Annotated in this window: 1 protein-coding gene (only partly in view); it reads right to left on the bottom strand. The window is 58.4% G+C overall.

Window positions 1-19,374: part of an inositol monophosphatase family protein coding region (locus tag Q8Q08_00405; GenBank protein MDP2652474.1), annotated on the bottom strand (this coding region is incomplete at its 3' end). The annotated region is longer than the window, extending 8,274 nt past the left edge and 115,102 nt past the right edge; the window shows 19,374 of its 142,750 annotated nt.

Here is a 19,374-nt window from a genome sequence, read left to right as displayed (position 1 = left end):
CTTCAGGACCGTAGATCTTCTTGACGAGGATCTCGTCCGCCGGCACGATGATCCGTACCGTGGTCCTGTAGCCGGGCAGCTGGCCGGGCAGGAACTCCATCCATCCGCCGTGCAGCATCAGCGTGATCTGCGACCACAGGACTCCGATATGCTGGCCGCCCTCCCGCTCAAAGAACTTAAAGACACTCGGATCGAATTGCGAAATGACGTTCCACTGCAGCTTCTTGACGACCTTCGTGTAGCGGAAGTCCACACCCACGCCGGCGTCGTGAACGTCGATGACCAGTTTGTCCTCCTGACGGTACACCGAGAACATGATCGCGCCCGGGCCGTAACTGGTATGCGCATCAAAGGCGTTCTTGAGGACCTCATCCAGCACGAAACCGATCTGGTAACTGGTCGAGACAGACCGGTCGAGGACCCACTTGGTCATCTCTTCGCGGCTTTCCGGCTCCCAATTGTTCTCGCCGTTGCGGAGCCGGCGGCCTTCCATTTCGTTCAGCAGGTCGGGGATGGCCGCATGACGCTTGATATCCGGGTTGTTCACCCACTCAAACCGGATGCCCTCCAAAAGCTTCTGGCGCTTCAAAACGCGGCGATGAATGTCCTCGAGGTCTTCCTTGCCGACGTAAACAACATTCTTGTACAAACGCTGCCGGTTGACATCCAGCACCGTGTCCGTGATATACTCGAGGCGGTAGTTAACATTGGTGAACGCGGCGATCTGTTCTGTCTCTTCCCTGGCGCGCCGATGGGCTTCCGCCGCGGCCATCCCCTGGCCGATCAGCCGGGCCTCTACCCACTCATGGAAGGCGATGACCTGCAGGGCCAGATCAAAATCCTCACGGAAATGCCCGAAGATCTGATCGTAAATCTGCTCCGATGAGAAATACACCTCGACCCATCCGTCGCGCACGCGTCCCCAGATGAACTGCTCGCTGGAGCGGAACTGCTCGATCGCCTGCAGGTTGAAAATCCGGAACCGGATCCCCTTGATGTCGCCGGCCTCGACCGGCCAAGTCTGCTTCAGCGACCGGATCGTGTCAAAAAGTTGCATGTCGGTCGCCCGGTTGATGTCCTCTTCCATCTCCTTCGTCACATTCCCGTAGAACCCGCTGTTCTCGCGGGACGCAGGGATAGCGCGATGGCCGTTTGAGCCGTTCAACCCGTTGCCGTTCAATCCCCAGCGGTCCATCAGATCGATCATGAGCGCCGACCAAAGGACATTGGCGTTGACCGTCACAATGTCCATATGCTCCGGCCAGTAACTCCAGCCGATAACCAAAATCGGGAACCAGATGGCGACCTGGCTCCCATACATCTTGAGGAACGAGTTGAATTTCTTCTTACTGGTGAACGGCATCTTGAGGGTGTCCCAGACGGCCGTTTGCCGGCTTTCCGCGGTGGGCTCGATATACTTCAAACGGCTCACGATGTTGAACGGCAGGCGGACCAAAGGCGTAAAGACCAGAAGATCCACAAGGGCCGCCTCCAACGGGCTCAAACCAAAGTACCGGATCGCGGGATAGAACATCCCGAAAACCACGACTCCATAGAAGAACGCCCCCGCTTTCATCCACAGGGTCAAGACTTGCCCATCGAGAACATTGCCGCGCAGGGCCTGTTTCAAGAAGTATCCCAATCCTCGAGTGACGGCGCCGAGAAGGATCTTGACGATGATGCCGGCCACGAGGGACGAATGGATCAAGGCCACGTAAGCGTCGCCCAGGAAGAGGGACAAGACAATCGTTACGATCGGAACCAGGCTGGCCGCCAGAAGCTTGACAACGCCTCTTCGCGGGCTCTGCTCGCTGGCGCGGGACTTGACGTCTTTAGTAACTTGGATGTGAAGACCGCTTTTGGCATAGCCGATCGTCAGGATCACAAAGACCACAAAGATGGCCGCTCCGGCCAGGGACAGCGATCCCATACCCAAGAGACCCGCTGCCAATTGGACGACGGCAAAGGCAAAGAACATGGTCAGCAGAACAAGGGCCCGCTTCTGGGCCAGTACGGCCGGGGCCGGAGCGTTTCGACTGACTTCACCGGCATCACGGCGCCCGTTTTCGATGACGGTCGCTTTGATTTCGCCTTGATTCTTGATGACTTCGATCACTCCCATGGAAGGGAGATGAAATGTCTGTCGCAGGAATCCGACGTGCCGTAATTCCACTTTCTCAAATCCCTGGGCTGCTAATGCTGCTTGCCATTCTTCCATGGATCTGAAAGCATATGGCATTGACATCGCATCCAACTTTTGTGCAAGAATATTGCTGTACCAATCGTTGAAGGTCAGGAAATCCTGAGCGAACCCCGGTCCGTGCTTCCGGACCATGGCCAGAAATGCATCTGTCAATTCCTGGTCGGCCTCGGCGCTGGCTGGAAGCGCCAAGGAATAAGTATCTTCAATGAAAATAATTCTCCCGTTGGGTTTGAGAACACGGGACAATTCTTTAACCACATCGTCAAAATCGGCGGACGGGATATGATGGGCCACAGCGTTCAAGGTGATAAGATCAACGGATTCATTTTCGATTTCCGGAGGCAGATGCCTTGAATCGGGCTGCGCAATAAATTCAAGGTTCGGGAGATCGGTTGTTTCATGATAATCATAGATATCCGTTCCCATGACCCGCAGGTGAGAAAAGTTCTTCGCCATCATCATGCCAAATACGTTATTGCCGGCACCAAAGTCGAGAACGACAGAGCCTGCGGGCAATTGCCTCAGCCGAGACGCCACATAGACATAAGAAGTCGCATATTTTATCTGCGCCTTATATCTGCTATAAGCCTCCTGCCATTGTCTATCTTCTTTAAAATTAATGACCGAATGGTATACGGCTTGACGCGCCTGTCCCGGATCAGCCGCATGCTCTGTCAACACATTGATAATGCGCTCGGCCAGGTCAACCGGTAAACCCCAAGCCGTATAACGTTTCGAAAAGACCTTGATGACAAATTGTTTAAGTTCCGGATTGATGACCAAAGGTTGGATAGGATTGGCTTGCTTTCTGTTATGCAAGTCCATAAACACCCTGGTATCGGCCTGCGTGGCGGCTTCATTCTCAATGCCTTTGGCGATATGGCTGATCAGTTCGTGGTAGAGGATCTCAAGTTGCTTGGATTCGGACTGTTCGAAGTAATGCGGATGGAACAGGACGGTCTGGGTTTCGATCTGTGCGGCGGCCACGTATGGCGTGCCTTCGGGGGAAGCGACCAAACGGCCGGTCCCGGTTTCGGTCGTGACGATCACCGTAAACTCGGCCGGCACCGTGAATGCCGGAGGAGCGCGCTGGAGCTTCAGCAACTTCCTCACCTGCTCAACAATCACCGTCTCCCAGTTGCCCTGCAACCGGCCTTCTTCGATAACCACGCCCACCTGATCACCGTTCACGGTCACCTTAACCTTGGCGACCGTCTGGTTGCCGTACTGCGCGACGGCTGCGGCATGCTGATCGGCGGGCACGGGAAGCTGTGAATACGGCTGGGTTTCCCCGGCCTGGCCGTTGGTTGTCTGCCGGTTACCGTTTCGGGAAGACGGTTGATCGCCGTTCGTCCTGCCGATCGCGCTCGACGGAATCGGGCCGCTCTGTTTCATGGCGGGATTCGGCTGGGCGCGACCGAAGACAATCTGGGAGATGATTTCCGCGACAATCCCGGTGTCATAAAGCGGACGGGTGGTGAATTTGCCCGGCTCACGCTTAGGCACATTCCGGTGGACCAGCATCGACACTTCGATGGCCTTGATCTCGGCGAGTTTCTTTCGGTCCTCGGCGGTCAGAACAAACGGCCCCACGGCCTCTTTGGCCGCTTCCGACGCGGCGCCGGGGTCGGTACGGATCAACTGCGGCCGCACACGGTAAACCGTGTCAATCAATTCCGCCAGTTTATGGACAGCCGCTTTCCACGCCTCTTCATTTTCCATGTCCAGCATCGAATCCGCCGTATGGCCGGTTTCCTCAAGGGCCTGCCGGCCGTATTGGATCAGCACGGGGAATTTATTGACGGCAGCCGGATCCCGTTCCATTGCGGCGGCCAACAATTTCCACAATTGTTCGGCCAGCGCCTCGGCAGCAGCCAGAGGGTTGTCCTTCATCTCCGACGCCCTTTCCAGCTCCAGTTCGGCCAGGCGTTTTTCCAGATCCGGCATCAATTCCAGCGGACCAAACCGTTCCATCACAATGTAGGCAAACAAATGCTCCAGATGATATCCGGTCACGTCATAGAAAATCTTCGTCAAGTCATAGAACGGCATGTGGATCGTTTCATTGTCCTGCGTGCCGTTGTTGAAGAACACGATACTGACGCCCTTCTGGCGGACCATGCGCAATTTGTGGATGAATTCCTCCACCATGAAGTGCGGCATCAGGGAGGTGAGGAAGCTGCCGGGCCCGAAGAACACCACGTCTCCCGGATTCAGCGTCTCCAGCAGTTCGTTGAACCAGGTGTTGATCTGGCTGTATTTTCTTTCGACCGGCCGCTGACCCTCCATGCCCATGCCTTCGAGGAATCCGACCTCTTCAAATCCGACGTCGTTGATGGTCTCGGTCATGTGGGTCTGCGTTTTCACCAGACGCGTGCGGACAAAGATGTCCGCCGCCTTGCCGTTGCGGCCGTTCGGGATCCTGAACACGGGATCTTCCACGCCCTTCACGCCTTCATGCTCTTTCTTGCGGCCGGTCCCGTCGTTGGCCAGGCCGATTTCAAATTCATGGGCCTCATGGACCAGGTAGGTCTCGTTGGCGTTGGCCCGTTCTTCGACGAGCCAGCGGCTCCTGTTCTTCTCCGGGACGCCCAGCAGGACCCGGCCGCCCCTGTTTCCGATGTAAAAATCACTACCCTCCGCCAGGCCGAGATCAATCCCCATCTGCTTGAGGGTAGCCTGCTGCCCTTCGCGTAAGACTTTCTCTATAACCTCGCGGCGTCCGTTGACCGCGGGGTTGCGCACGATCACCTCAACTTCGTCGTGCTCCGGCCTCTGTTTCACTTCAATGGTGACGCGCTGCAGTCCGTTATGGCCTTGCTTGACGATGACGGTCCACCCTTTATACAGGCCGTAAAGGGTATGCGGCTCATAACTCGAATATATGACCTGGAAGTTGGAAATGCCCAGGATGGTCAACATCTGCTCAACCGCCTTGCGGTAGGCTTCCTGCTGCTGCGGCGTCTCAACCGCAGAGCGGTTTTTCTTGTCTTCCGTGGGCTGGCTGAAAAAGCCCTGTTCATGCAGGAACCCGAGGGAGAAGAGATTGCGCACCGACGCCTTGGCCACCGGCATGACATGGTTGACCGGTTCGCGGTTCTTGTTCAACTCGTCCACCTTGCTGATGGACGTCATGAGAGCCAGGCCGAAGTAGAAGAAATCTTCCTGCAGCTCGAGGCCGGCGTCGCCGACCGTTTCGATGACCAGGGGCAGGGTGCCTTCAAAGAGGGTTGTCGCCGTTGTCTTGTCCGCGATGCGTCCGCCGTCGCCGAGGATATACGTGCGCTTGTCGGCACCCACAAAACCTTGGATGGTGTTCATCTGATCGCCCTGCGGCGGGATGATGCCGTAGCCGGCGCTATTCAGCCGGGTGACCTGCTCATAGCTGTATCCGCCGTCGTCATTGTTCGTCACAATGCCGTAGAACATCGTTCCTTCTTCGGCCAGTCCGGCCAGTTGGCTGCTCTCCTGATACATCGTGCCGATGGCCGTGCCGCCGGTCACAAAGACCACCTTGCGCTTCACCTGGCTGCCGGACACGCCGCCGAAGACGTTGCGACCGAATACCAGCTCCGTCATGGTCAGGTCCTCACGGCGCTGGGTCCGCAGGGCCTGGGCGTAAATGTGTCCCATCCGCTGCAGAAGATACGGATCAATGACATCCCGTGCATACCGGCGTCTCAATTCCAGGATCTGGCCGATGTAGGCCCTGTTGGCGGTCAACCCTTCCAGATTGTTCGCGACAAGCCCGCGGTCGATGGCGTCCGCCACAGCGTCACGCAAAACGCCGATCATCGCTTGACGGTATTCCGGCGCCATCGAACTCCAGGGTTCGGATTCGGCCTGCACGGCCTCTCCCTCAATTTCAAAAATAATCTGCAGCAATTTCCCCTGATCGATGTCGCGAGACAGGGACGAAAGGAAATCCCCCGTCAGGGAACGTAGTTTCCCGACCGTCCCGGCCGCCACCCATCCGCCGCCCTCCAGACGATACCTGGAGGACTCCACTTTTACGACCCTTTGAATCTTTTCTTTCACGGCATTCAATTCGCCGGCCCGGAGATTGTTCAAATCATCCTGGCTCACGGATTCCCGGACGGCCTTCCTCGGAAGCGCATGTTGCCCGGCAAGGGCCGTCTCCGCCCAGGCAATTTGATCCCGTGCGGTGCGGATTCTTTGAGGCGTGTCCTCGTAAGGCACATATTCAACCGGTTGGACATACACGGGACGACTCTCTTGGACTTCTTCGACTTGATGGGGAGCTATGGTTCTCTTCCAGCTGCCGAGGATGACGGGGATCATCTCATTCGCCATCTGCAGGAGACTCCAGATGTCGCAGACCGTGCAGTCCTCACTATCGATGGCCGCACGGAGTTCATCTCTTGTCGATAACAAAGACACATTGCTCATGATGACAAAGTCGACTCCAACCAGGAGAGTCGCCATTCCCTCTGTTTCGGAAATCGCGTAATGCACCCGGATATAATTTTTGCGTTCATTGGGGACTTCGTCCCAGCGGTTGAGATCCTCAATCACCGTTTTCCATTCGGCCTGGCTCGGGGCCAACCGTTCCCCATCATTGACCTCCGGCAGGTCTTCCCAACGTTGCAGGGAACTGATCCATTTCTTCTCCTTGAAGAACAACATCTGGCCTTTCAGACTCTCCAGCGTGTAACCGTTTTTGCCGTCTTTGGGCGCAGGCCGGGCCCCGACAACCGCAAGATGACTGCCGGAGATCATGTGCAGATAATTGACATAGGGAACGTTCGGTTTGGACGTGTCGTTCACGGTCGGCATCCCGGCATAAGCGATCTGCGTATACTGGACGCCGTCTCCCAGACCCATATCTTCCAATTTTTCGACGACCCGCATCACCGCGTCCCCTTCGCCCTTGAACCGGCCGTAAGCGAAAACGACATTGTCGGAACGGACGCCCAGCTCCAGAACTTTACGGCCATGGAGGTACGGCTCAGGGACGAACATCTCCTGGGCCAACGTCGTCTTCGTCTCGGCGTCCACCAGCCAGATCCCGGACTGCGGATCGTAACCCGACAAATATTCGTCACGCAGGATCCGGCCCAATAAGGCGTCCCCGATCACAACGACCGGTTTCACGCCCGGGGTGGTATAATACCCCTCCAACACCTGCCTGAGATTGGTCTTCGGCAAACCGCTTCTGAGCAACGATTCAGGAATGCTCCGACTGAACGATTGCGCTTCGTCCCCGGCCCAAACGATCGTCCGCACCCCGAACTGCTGACGGAACCACCGCCGGCTCATCGGGTCATCGACCGACCGCTCGGCTTTGCGGATATCGGTCACGATCCTGCCAACCGCGTTGTCCACCAACTGATCGGCGGAGCTGGCGTCTTTCACGCGCTGACCCCGACTCAAATGTTCAACACCCAGCAGATCTTTGACGGTGTTCCAGAACCGGTGCCACTTGATCCAATACCACGTCCGGAGAATCACCCGGCGGGCAGGCAGCCAGATGATGGCCATCCCCATCACCAGCACGCCCAAGGCCAGAATGGCGACAGCCGTACCGTAAAGTATTTTGCCAAAGTCCACGCCGTAGGCCAATTGTTCGGAAGCCAACAGACCGGCGGCAACGGCCAGGACGCGCGACAAACGCCCGGACGCCCGCCAGGAGGATCCGGCCTGCATAAACTCATCCGTGTCGGCCATGGCCGCGTCTTCGTTACGGATGGCTTTGACGATATGGCTGTAAATCTCGTGATAGAGGATTTCTTTCTGGGTCTTGGCGCCTTTGCGGAAGAACTGCGGGTGGAGATTGACCAGCGAGCGGCCGATGTCGGACGTGGCGACGTAAAGCTGTCCGCCGACCTGCAAGTCGCTTACGTGGGTCGTCACGGCAATTGCGATCGTCACAGGCGGACCGCGGACCGATTTCGCCAGCCCGTCAAGACGGGAGGACAGGGCTTCCACCTGCGCGGCGTCCAGCGCTCCTTCCGTGACCTCAACCGCCGCCTGTCCGTCGGCCAGCACAACCTTGGCCTTGGCGGTCACGCCTTCGCCATACTGCCCGATCGCCTTGGCCTGCTGACGGCGGCTCACCGGCAGTTTCGCATACGGATGAAGCGCAGATTGGAAGTCCGGATCCTGCCTGATCACCGCGAAGAAGTCCTGGAACCGGAACGATGGATTCTCCTGCCCGACGATCAGTTCAATGCGCTTGAAGAGTTTCTTGTGTCCGCGGTCGCCGTAGAGCGACACCCGGATATTGGTGATCTCCTGATCCGGCAAGCCTTCGAACAACGCGGGATCATTGTTGATGGATTCAATTTCCGCGACCTGCTGTTCATCCAGTGGCTCGATGGCCCAGCCGATCGTCACGCGGATGTTCCTCAAATGGTCGGGCTTGACATCCATCGGAACGTTGATAAGTTGCTCCTGAATTTTCAACAACGCGGCCCCGGTCCCGCGGGATTCAGGGAACGGTTCAAATTCCATGTAAAAAGTTCCGGTGGTGATGTCATACCCCACGCGCCGGACTTTCATGCGGATCGGCTGGGCCTGCGTGACGATCTCGCGGATCATGTCCTCGGCGCTGTAAACCGTCTTGGTGCCGACTTTGCGTGACTTTTGTCCCATTTCTTCCTGAATTTCCGCCGCTTTTTCCAGCAACTGCTGGTACGCTTCACGGATTGCCTGGGCATTGTCCTGCCGGATCGTGATGGTACGGATGATCGACGACAATGTTAACCGCAGGGAACCGCCCTGCTGGACAACGATCAGGTGCGGCCGCCCGGTGAACCAATCGATGCGTTCGTGAATATGCTTCATCGCCTGGTCCCACTGGTCCTGCCGGGCGGGATTTTCCAGTTGAAGATCCGCGCCGATGGAGAGGCCGAAGCCCGGCCGCGTGTTGCGCTCGACGTTCTCCTTGAACAATTCCTGCAGGACCAGACGGCTGAAACGGCGCAGGGACAGCTGGTCAAAATACTGCCTGGCCTGGCTCGCCATGTTCGAACGCAGCTGGAACCGCAGTTGAGGATTGTTAAAGATCTGCCGGAAATCACCGTGGCGGTCGGACTGATCGGGACTTATTGAGGCAACAACCGTCTTGTAGGCCTTGGCAATATCTTGGGCATGATTGCTGATGCCGAGGAGATCGCCGATGGCGAAAATGGTAAAATCATCGAGGTAACCGATGGCAGGGCTCGCGGCCGCGCCGGCCTGCCGGGGCGGACGGAATTCGATGCCGGCCAGGAAGTGGTCCTCATTCACCTTCAGCCCCGGATATTTCTGACGCAACGCCAGGATCCTCTTGCGGGTCATATTCAAAGACCCGCGGGACCTCTTGGCCGTTTCGGAGGCCTGGCCCTTGTCGGTCCGGATCTCCGGTTCCACATGCTGATACAACTTCTTCAAAAGCTGCTCGACCTTGACCAGCAGATACTGTTCAAACGTCGGGTCTTCGATGAGCGCTCCGTTGATTTTGATCTTTGATCCGTCATCATCCCTGACCTGTTCGCCTCTCTCCTTGGCATCGGAGTATCTCTTGTTCAGCAGGCGGAAATAGCCCAGCCCGAGTTCCTGGATGAGGTCCTGGTCTTCCATGACCCGGTCGACATACCACTGGGCCGTTTCATGATCTTTCTCAACGCCAAAATGTTCCTGCAGTTTCACGGTGTCAAACTTGGTCACGCTGATACCGGTAAACAGGTCGCCGAATTTGAAGCCGGTGCGTTTCTCGATAAAATCGACGAATTCTTCAATCGTGAAACCGGCACTCTCGTTGTCGATGGTCGGGTTAAAGATGAACAGGATGGGGATGTCGCCCTTGCGGCGACGCTCGGCCAGCGCTTCCGGAAGCCCTTCAACCAGCAGATGAACCAGGGTGCTGGTGAACGGCGAGCCCGGCCCGAAGGTGATGCCGCGCGTCTTCGGCGACTTGATCTTGCGAATAATGTCCGGATTGGCCTTCATCCGCCGCTGCAGGCTGGAACGGTAAACCGGCTGGGGTTCGGCCGCCGCCTCCTTGGCGTTCCAAACCATCTCGGTCCCCGCCGGCTCGGCCACACCGTAATCCACGATCTTGGAATAATTGGCCGTCTCGGTGATGTCCGTCTGCATGGTCACGAGGCGGCTGCGAATGTAGACATTAAGCCCGAGCGTCTGCAACGGCTGATAATCCACAACGCCGGGCTGGGCCATCGGGTGCTTCAAACGGCCGGTGCCATCGGTCGACATTTCATAGCGATTCGGCCGGCGGTCCGTCGATTTGTGAATAACATGGCTCTGCTCAATCACCGACGCTTCAACGATGCTGATCTCGTCACTCGTTGTTAATGTCTGATTCTGACGGGCAGCCAGCCAGAATTGGAATGCGCCTTCAGGGCTGACCGACGCCCGGAGAATCATGCCGCCGGGCAGAGGAATGGTCCTCACCCGGTCCAGATGGCTGACCTGCACAGCCGCCATCTGATCCTGGACGCGGACATGCGCCAACTTGCGTGCGGGGTCGACTTTCACCGCCACCCAGAATTTATTGTCTTTCTCCTGCGCCGGGTTCTCCACGAGGATGATGTAGTCTTCGTAAACCGCGTACACCGTCTCCGGCGTCAGGTGCGCGAGGGCCGAGCGGCCGTTGGCAATCCCGGCCATCCGGGCCAGGAGATCAATGCTCTGATGGAAAACCTGGAATTCTTTTTGCGTTTGCAGGAGAGGTTCACGGCTATTCGGCGCAAATTTCGGCTGATGGATATCGATCAACCCGAGATAATCCATGGCGCCGATCAGCAGGAGATTGCGGATGCTCGCCCCGGACAACGGGATCAGATTACGCTCGAAATACGGCATGATGATATCGACCAGGTTCATCAAACTCACGGCGAAGAAAGCGAAATCATCCGCCATCTCTTTGCTCTTTGGCCCGTAGCCCACGCCCTCGCCGAAATTCACCACGTCCACGATCCGGGACAGCAGGCGGGTCACGAGTTCGCGGAAATCATCGACATAAACAACGTCGCTGTTGTTGGCAACGCCCTGGTCGTCCTTCTTGCCGTAATACTCGCCGTAGAACACGATCTTGCCCTTCATGAACGGTTTGCCCTCAGTGTCAACCGCAGGCAGAGATCCTTCCCGCAGGTCTTTTTCGCCGGCCACACCGATGCGGCCCTGATCGTCGAGCAGTTTGTAAAGCTTGTCGGCCGTGGCAAACCCCTTGAACAGCGAATTGACGATGTCGCCCATGGAAGGCGCCCAGCCGTAACCGGCGGCGATCAGGGAAACGATCATCTTGAACGTCGAGCCCCCGTCGTCGATCGAAGTTTGGATGGCTTCCACCACCAGTTTTCGGCCCTTGATGATCTTGTTGAGGTTCCGGAGGTTGGCCAACATGCCGCTGCCGCCGCCGAAGGAAAGGATGCGCTCCTGCCCCTCTTCAACAACCGCGTCCAAATTGCGCGCCAGTTGGGCCCTGACCTCTTCGCGGTCGGCTGGATGGAACATGCCCTTGAGGATCTCTTCTCTGCTCTTGTCGGTTGTCTGGGCGGCCCTGTTGACCGCATTTTCCAAAAGCTCTGCGTTATTGAGGAAGACGCGATACAGCCGCACGAACCTTGCCGTGTCCGCCTGGGCGGCATCTTCGTTTTCGATGCCTTTGGCGATATGACTGACCAGTTCGTGATAGAAAATTTCAAATTGCTTGATTTCGGACTGTTCGAAGTAATGCGGATGGACCAGGACTTCCCTGGCGGAGATGTTCGCGGCCGCGATATAGGGCGCCCCGGCCGGCGAGGCGACCAGCCGTCCGCTGCCGCGTTCGGTCGTGACGACCACCGTGAAGGTCGAGGGCAATTCAAAGGCCGGCGGGGCTCTCTGGGCCTTGACCAGCTTGCGCACCTGCTCAACGATCACCGTTTCCCAGTCCCCGTGCAACTGCCCTTGCTCGACAATCGCGTTCACCTGCTCGCCGTTCACCGTCACCCTGACCCTGGCGATCGTCTGCTCCCCGTAGGCCGCCACCGTCTCGGCGTGTTTGCCGGCGGGAACAGGAAGCTGGGAGTAAGCGTGGCTGACAAAATCATGGTTCCCATTGTGATTTTCGTTCAAATGTTTGAAGAGATCCACGGTCCCGGCCGTGCCCAGGCGGTAATACAGCCCGACGCCCGGTTCAAAAAGCTCGGCGAACGGCTCGATAAACACGCTACGGCTCACCTGTTGCTGAACTCCGTAGAATCCGGTCAGGCCCCGGCCCAACAGGAGGATCTCCTCTTGCTTGACCTGCTGTTCCGCCATGAACCGCTGCATTTCCTCGCTCTTCAACAACACGACCAGCGCCTTCTGCTTCAAGCTGCCGTCCGTCTTACCGATGACGTTGACGGCGCCCAGGCCGGCCGGAACCGCCTGAAGAGGCAAATCTTCCTGCGCAAACCTGGCGTTCAATTGCTTGATGACGGCCTTGCGGATGTCGCCGTATTGTCTGGCCGTGTCCAGGTATTTGCTGCTCGGGTGGATCATCCATTCCGCCAGCTCGATGACGAACGACTTGGCCCGCGGCCGGACCTTCGGCGGCTCCGCCACTTTCTTGCCCAGCGAATCCGTCAGGCCGCGCCCCAGCCCGAGGTCGGCGATCACCGCGTCGATGATCCTCTCAGCCTTGACGGTCTGTTCAATGTCCATCGTCACCGGCGCCAAGCTGATGAGAGGCTCGGCCTCTCCCTGATGATTGAAGCGATAGATCTCGGCGCCGCTTTCCGTGATCACGTAAATCTGTCTCAAAACATCCTTGCGCAGCCGCTGCAGGAAGGCCTCCTTCATCTCCCGGAGCGACAAGCCGCTGACGACCACCAGCTTCATCTGGCGGCGCGTCATCAGGAACTCTTCCAGCGAACGGATGACGCTCTCGGGAACGGTGAAGCGGTATTCCGCGTCCGGATAGGCGAACGTGTAGGCGAAGTTCGACACCACCATCTTCACGCTCTTGGGCAGGTCTTCGCGCGTCAGGACCGGCAATCCGAACTCCAGGATCACCGGCGAGTTCTCAATCTCATACAGATAATCCACGGCTTCTTTCATGCTCAATTCCGGCCACATCTGCTGGATCGTGTAGACACGGCCCAGGATCGTGCTGTCGGAGAGATTGCGGTCCCCCTTCAGGGCCTGCCAGGCCACCCCCTGCCGGATGCTTTCGTAAATGAGGGTTTCAAAGACCTCGGTGAGCCGCTCCGCCGGATACCCGAGGCTTTCCTCGGTCTTCTGCCCTTTGCCGCCGGCGCGGACCTCGCGGCGGGTCAAGCTCAACAACGGCTCCATCAGCACGGAGACGCCCGCGCCGCGCATGCCCTCGGCAAACCCGGCGACATTGCCCGCAAATTGCCCGCGGCTAAACTTCGCCAGCTTACTGAAGCTGCCCGCGTCACGACCCAGCAGTTCCGGAAGCTCCGCCGCATGCAGCCGGAGCTCATCCATCAGTTCCTGCGTCCGGCCTCGCTCTTCAGGACTCATCCGGCCCAAGGCCCGCGCCATGTCATTGACAACCGCCCTGCTGTACATTTCCGCGAACGGCACGCCCGTTAAACGCTCGACCTGGGCCGGCACATCCTCATAGCTATACCCGACGGTCTCATTATCCGTCATCGGGTTCATGACCCAGCAGCACGGCACTTCCCGGGACTTCCGGGAAAGCTCTTCCGGCACACCCTGGTTCATGAGGACCGGCAGAAGGCTGGTGTGCAGGCTCCCCGGCCCGGTGAACAGGATCCCCTTGGTGTTGCCGATGGCCCGCAACGCCGCGCGCGAGGCCGCAGGCCGTTTTCCGTTGATAAACCCGAACCGCTCAAATTTGGAATAGTGGAGAGAATCGGTGACGTTGGTCTGCTCAATGACCAGCCGGCCTTTCAGAACCAGCGCCTTGCCGTCCACAGTGATCTTCTTTCCGGCGCCCCTGGTGTCCAGCTCAACGACTTCGAGGGTTTCATCGCCCCTCATGACCCGGACGACGGTGGCGCTCTCGCCGGGCCGGATCGCTTCTCCCAGTTTTTCCCCGATCAGCACGCGGACGGATTCGGCCCCGGCCATCCGCAACTCGTATGTCCCCTCGCCCGTTCTCTGGAGTCTGATCCTTTCCTCGCCGACGGCGGTCTCGCCGCCCATCGCCAGCGGCTTGCCGACGGGATCACTGTCCGTCCTGGCCTCAAACGACTCCAGGATGCCGTAAAGGGTGCCTTCCTCAAAGCTGCTCGGGATGATCTGCACGTTATCGACGTCGAACAGCGCCGTGAGGATGTCCATGGCCCTGTAATATCTGTCTTCATCGACGCCGGAGGCGCTGAAGGCGCCTTCATGCAGCATCACCGCCGCCCGGATCAGGTTGCCGAGGCTCTGCTTGTAGATCGATATCTTCCCTGTCCGCACAAAATTGGCGTCGAACGACCGGACATAGGGCAGGAACCGTTCCGAGAATTGGGCGATCTTTTCTCTCTCAAACGCCGGATCGCTTTCACCGGCTTCCCGGATAACGGCTTCCATCAGCGCTTCAAAAGTCCCCGCCGCCTCGTCCCCGGCCCCGTTGGTCCGGCGGCGGATGATATAACCGTAAAAGCTTCTGGCCAGCCCGGCGATGATGTTCATTTCGTCCCCGCCGGCCGGGGTCCAGACCCCCCACATGCGGACGATCTCGTCTCTGATCCGCCGGCTGCCGCCGCCGTCGTCGTACGGGCTGACGACGAACGTGATCGGGACTTCCCCGCTCACGGACACGATCTTCACGAACAACTGCTGCAATCTCGCCAGCAGCCGGCCGCCCGTGCCGCCGACGATGGCCGTGATGAAGGACTGGTGCCGCGGCCGGAAAATATGGCGGAAGTTCACATCCAGGAATTTCCGCGTCCGCTCCGCCGCCTGCGGAACACCTTTGATTTTCAGGATCGACATGATCACCTGCTGAATCACCAGGTAAGTGATCGCGGGGATGTCGTCCCGGCTCGTCACAAAGACATAGATGTTCCCCTGCGCGTCGATGCTCCCGTGCGCCGACGGTTCGCCTCCCGCACGTTCAATGTAGAGGATCTTTCTCCGGCGGATCTCTTCATGCAGGTCCACCCAGCCGGCCGGTTTCACATAAACTCTGGACATGCGCACATGCGCCAGCACCTTGGCCCGGGTATAGAACGGCAATTCCTGGAAGTTCGCGCCCCGGGACAGCGCCCGTTCGCTAAAGGCCTCAGTGTCGGCCTGGGCGGCGTCCTCATCGCTGATGGCACGGACAATATGACTGACCAGTTCGTGATAAAGAACTTCAAATTGCTTGGCAGAAGATTGCTCGAAATAATACGGGTGGAAGAGGACGGTGCGGCTGGACATCTGCGAGGCCGCCACGTATGGCGTGCCTGCCTGACCGGCAGGCAGGCCTTCGGGGGACGCCACCAGCTTACCTTCGCCGGTTTCGGTGGTGACGACCACCGTGAAGGTCGATGGCAACTCAAAAACCGGCGGGGCCCGCTGGGCCTGGACCAGCCTGCGGACCTGCTCAACGATCACCGTTTCCCAGTTGCCGCGCAGATGCCCTTCTTCGAGGGTCACCCTCACATGCTCGCCGCTCACCGTCACCTTGACCTTGGCGGCCGTCTGTTCGCCGTAAGCCGCCACCGCCTCGGCGTGCTTCCCGGCCGGAACGGGCAGCTTGGAATACGGCCGGGTCCTGTCGCTTTCGCCGGCCTGCTGTTCGCGGGCCGCGGCCCGCAATGTTTCAACGGCCTTGTTGTAAAGCAGGAATGACCGGTACACCAAAAGCATGTGCTGGGTGATGTTCTTGTTGACCGCGAAGATCGGCCGGTTCAAGGGCGCGTTGAACCGGTCGAAACTGAACGGCCACTGAAGATCCCCGAAATCACCTTCTTGAAGTTCCATGTGTTCATTCAGATCCGGCAGGGACAAACTTCTGTCAATGCTGCGGCCGAGGAGGATATCCACGGAAATCTGTTTCCCTTCCTGGGCCGCAAAGTGTTCGATCACGCTCTTCATGTACAAGGCGGTGCGGCCCGTGCCGAACGTATCGACGATGAGAAACGCGTTTTCGCCGGCCACATTGTTTCGGTTGAAACGCTGATAGAGCCGGCGGGAATATCTCCGGAACGTCGGGTTGCGTTCAATGGCCTGGACGACCCCGCGGGCGAATCTGCGGCTGAACTCCTGATAAACCTGCGGATTTTTATTCTGAGACCCGGGCTCTTCCATCTCCGGCGTGATCAGCCCTTCCGCCTTCATGGCGGTTTTGATATCGATCATAATCCTGCGTGTGGCAAACAGGATTTCGTCGAGGACAGGATGCGACGCCCGGTGGCTCGAGCCCGAATACTGGGTCGGAACGCCGGGCTGATACAGCGTGCCGGCCTTGAACGGCTCCCCGCGGATCTTGGCGCGGTAACCGCCGAACTCATACATGGCCAGGGCGTCGCGGATCAGGAAGATCGGCATGGCCGTCTTCTGTTCCAGCACCTTGAACATCATCGGAATCAGGGCGATGTGATTCTGGGCGATCGCCTGATACTGCTCATAAGTCGAAGGATTGGTGACCTGCGCATACCAGCTCCTGGCCTGGGTCAGGAACTGCTTTTTAACGCGATTGCCGGTGATCTCAAAAACAAACTCATAGAGATAGAGGAGCTCGTTCAGCACGTTGTAGATCTCACCGTCCGAGAAGGCCTTGGGCTGCCCGTCCGGTGCACGAAGGAATTCGGCTGCATCGAGGCTCCAAAAGAGATCGTCGATATTGTCAACCGTCAACTCTTCGTTGAAGAACAACGGGAGGATCTTTTCAAACAGGGTCAGGGCCAGTTCCGAGGCGTCTTGCGGCCTGCGATCGCGATAAATGCGGCTCTGGATGTCTTCACGCAGGACAATCACCTTGCTGTTCTGCCAGAAGTCTTCGATGGTCCCGTATTTCCACCAGCCGCCGACTTTGTTGACGATGATCTCGGGACGATGGAACGGGAGCTGGCCCGGATTGAGATGGAAGCCCTCGGAACTGCGGCCGCGGATCTGGATCAGCTTGCTGCCCCGGAATTGTTTGCCGAGACGGCGGACCGCCCGGCGGACGGCGATATCGTGCAGGTGCTGCCCCTTGTCCGGCGCTTCCTGATTGCTGTAATCCAGTTTGCTGTGGACGTTGGACGGCGCCGTGTCATAGACATCGCTCGCGGTGCTCACAAGACCTTCAAGAACTTCAGGATGACTGCGGAAATAATAATAGTAGCTGTCCTCATAGGTCAAGATCGCCTGCTGCGGGGTGAGCAGGCGGCCTTCCACCAGATGCATCTCTTGCCAGCCGTCGCGGCCGAACCAGGAATTAAGCTTCTGCTGGATCTCCCGGCGGGCGGCCCCGAAGAAGCCGGCGTGGACGTATCCGTCAAACCCGTATTCCAGCAGGAACTGGGCCTTGGACATCTGGAGCCGGTTGCGGTTGAAGGCCGTAGCCCATTGGCCGGGACGGCGGCCGAACAATTTCTTCAACGTGGCTTTGCTGGGAGAAACGCCCTGGGCCCGCAGGAACTCGTGCGTGGCCGGCAATGTTTCGACCAACGGTTCCGCCACGGTCATAAGACGATTGCGGACGTTCACGCCGACGACGTAATCCAGGCTGTCGCGCAATTCTTTCTGTGAGCCGTTGCCCAGCCGTTTCCGAAGGGATTCCTCCGGTGAAGCGTCGGGATTGATGAAGTAATCCAGAATATACGCAAAGATGACCGGCAAGACCTTGTAGAGTTCGCTCAAATACGCCGGTTCCACCGTTGTCTCAAGAGGTGCACGGAGGGCCCGATAGCTGATGTAGACCACTCCACCAGCCACGGTGGCTATCGGGCCCTGTTGGCCGTGCATATGAATGGTCAAACGACCGTTGGTTCTCTCAATCAAAGCCTGCTGTTCGTTCGCGGTCAGCCGCGCCGTATACGCCCGCAGTTGATCCCCCAGGGTGTAAATTTCTTTGCGACTGATCCCGGATGTAACATCCAGCGACAGCTCCAGGGAATGGGCTTCGCTGCTCTTCATGCGCAATGTCAGAACGTCGGTCTGGACCTCCGCCATCCCCGGCAGGGCCTTGACCGTCATCAACGGCGAGGCGAACCAGATGAACTCGCGGGTATCGGCATGAGCCGCGTCTTCATCCGCGATGCCTTTGGCGATATGGCTGATGTATTCGTGATAGTTGATCTCGGAACGCTTGTCGTCGGATTCATGGAAGTAGGCGGGATGATAAATGACAACGCCCGTCAGGTCCGTGGCGGCGATGAACGGCAGACCGTTCTCGCCGGTCTTCAGGAGGGCTTCGTCGGTCGTCACGATGACGGTATATTCGCGATCAGGCGGAACTGACCTTCCTCTGTTAGAATGGGTCAGTGACGTCCCGGCTTCCTCAACACCATGTTGGGGCGGGGCGCGGCCTTCGGCGGTCATCCGCAGATAATCCTGCTGAAGGCCATACCGGAACTCGCCGTTGCTCAAATCCACTTCCGGTTCGGCGATCACCATGCGGCCGTTCTGGACCGTCATCTTGGCTTTGAATACAACCTTGCCTGCCCCGAACCGGTCGACGGACTGCTGGTGCTGCTGGGCCGTGACGGTCTGACGGTAATTCCACTGCGCCCCCGAAATCCGTTCGGCGATCTCCGTCCGCACCGTTTCCGACTGATGCATGAACAACATGCGCATGGTGCTGTTGTAGATCCCCGGATGAGCGTTCACCTCATCGATCAACTCTCCGACCTGCAACGACCGGATCTCCTCGCGGATCTTGCCTTCCACCAGCCGCTTGGTCATATCCGCCACGATCTCCCTCGCGCTGCGGTTGATCCGCACGATCAGAACGTCGTTGTCCTCCATGTTCACGCGCTCGCTGTCATACAGGAAACGGCCTGCCTCGTTGAACCCTTCCTCCTGCGCATACCCCGGTCTCCCGTCCTTGTGATACTGCATGAAGAAGTTCTCCGGCCTGATCCACTCCGCGATTCTGAACTGCCGGGCCACCAACTCTCTCGCCACGCCGCTCCGGTAACCCACGGCGCTGAACAGCGCGTATTTCCCGGCCGACATCGCCACGTGCTCGCCGCGCTTGTAATAGATCACCTGCCCGTCGTTCGACACCAGCACCCACGTCACCCGCTCATACACCTCGCCGGCCGCCAGCTTGTCCCCGACCTCTTTCA

It is taken from the genome of Candidatus Omnitrophota bacterium, from assembly GCA_030688425.1.
In the GTDB taxonomy this organism is placed as follows: domain Bacteria; phylum Omnitrophota; class Gorgyraeia; order Zapsychrales; family JANLHA01; genus JAUYIB01.
This window is presented reverse-complemented; position numbering and strand designations above follow the sequence as displayed.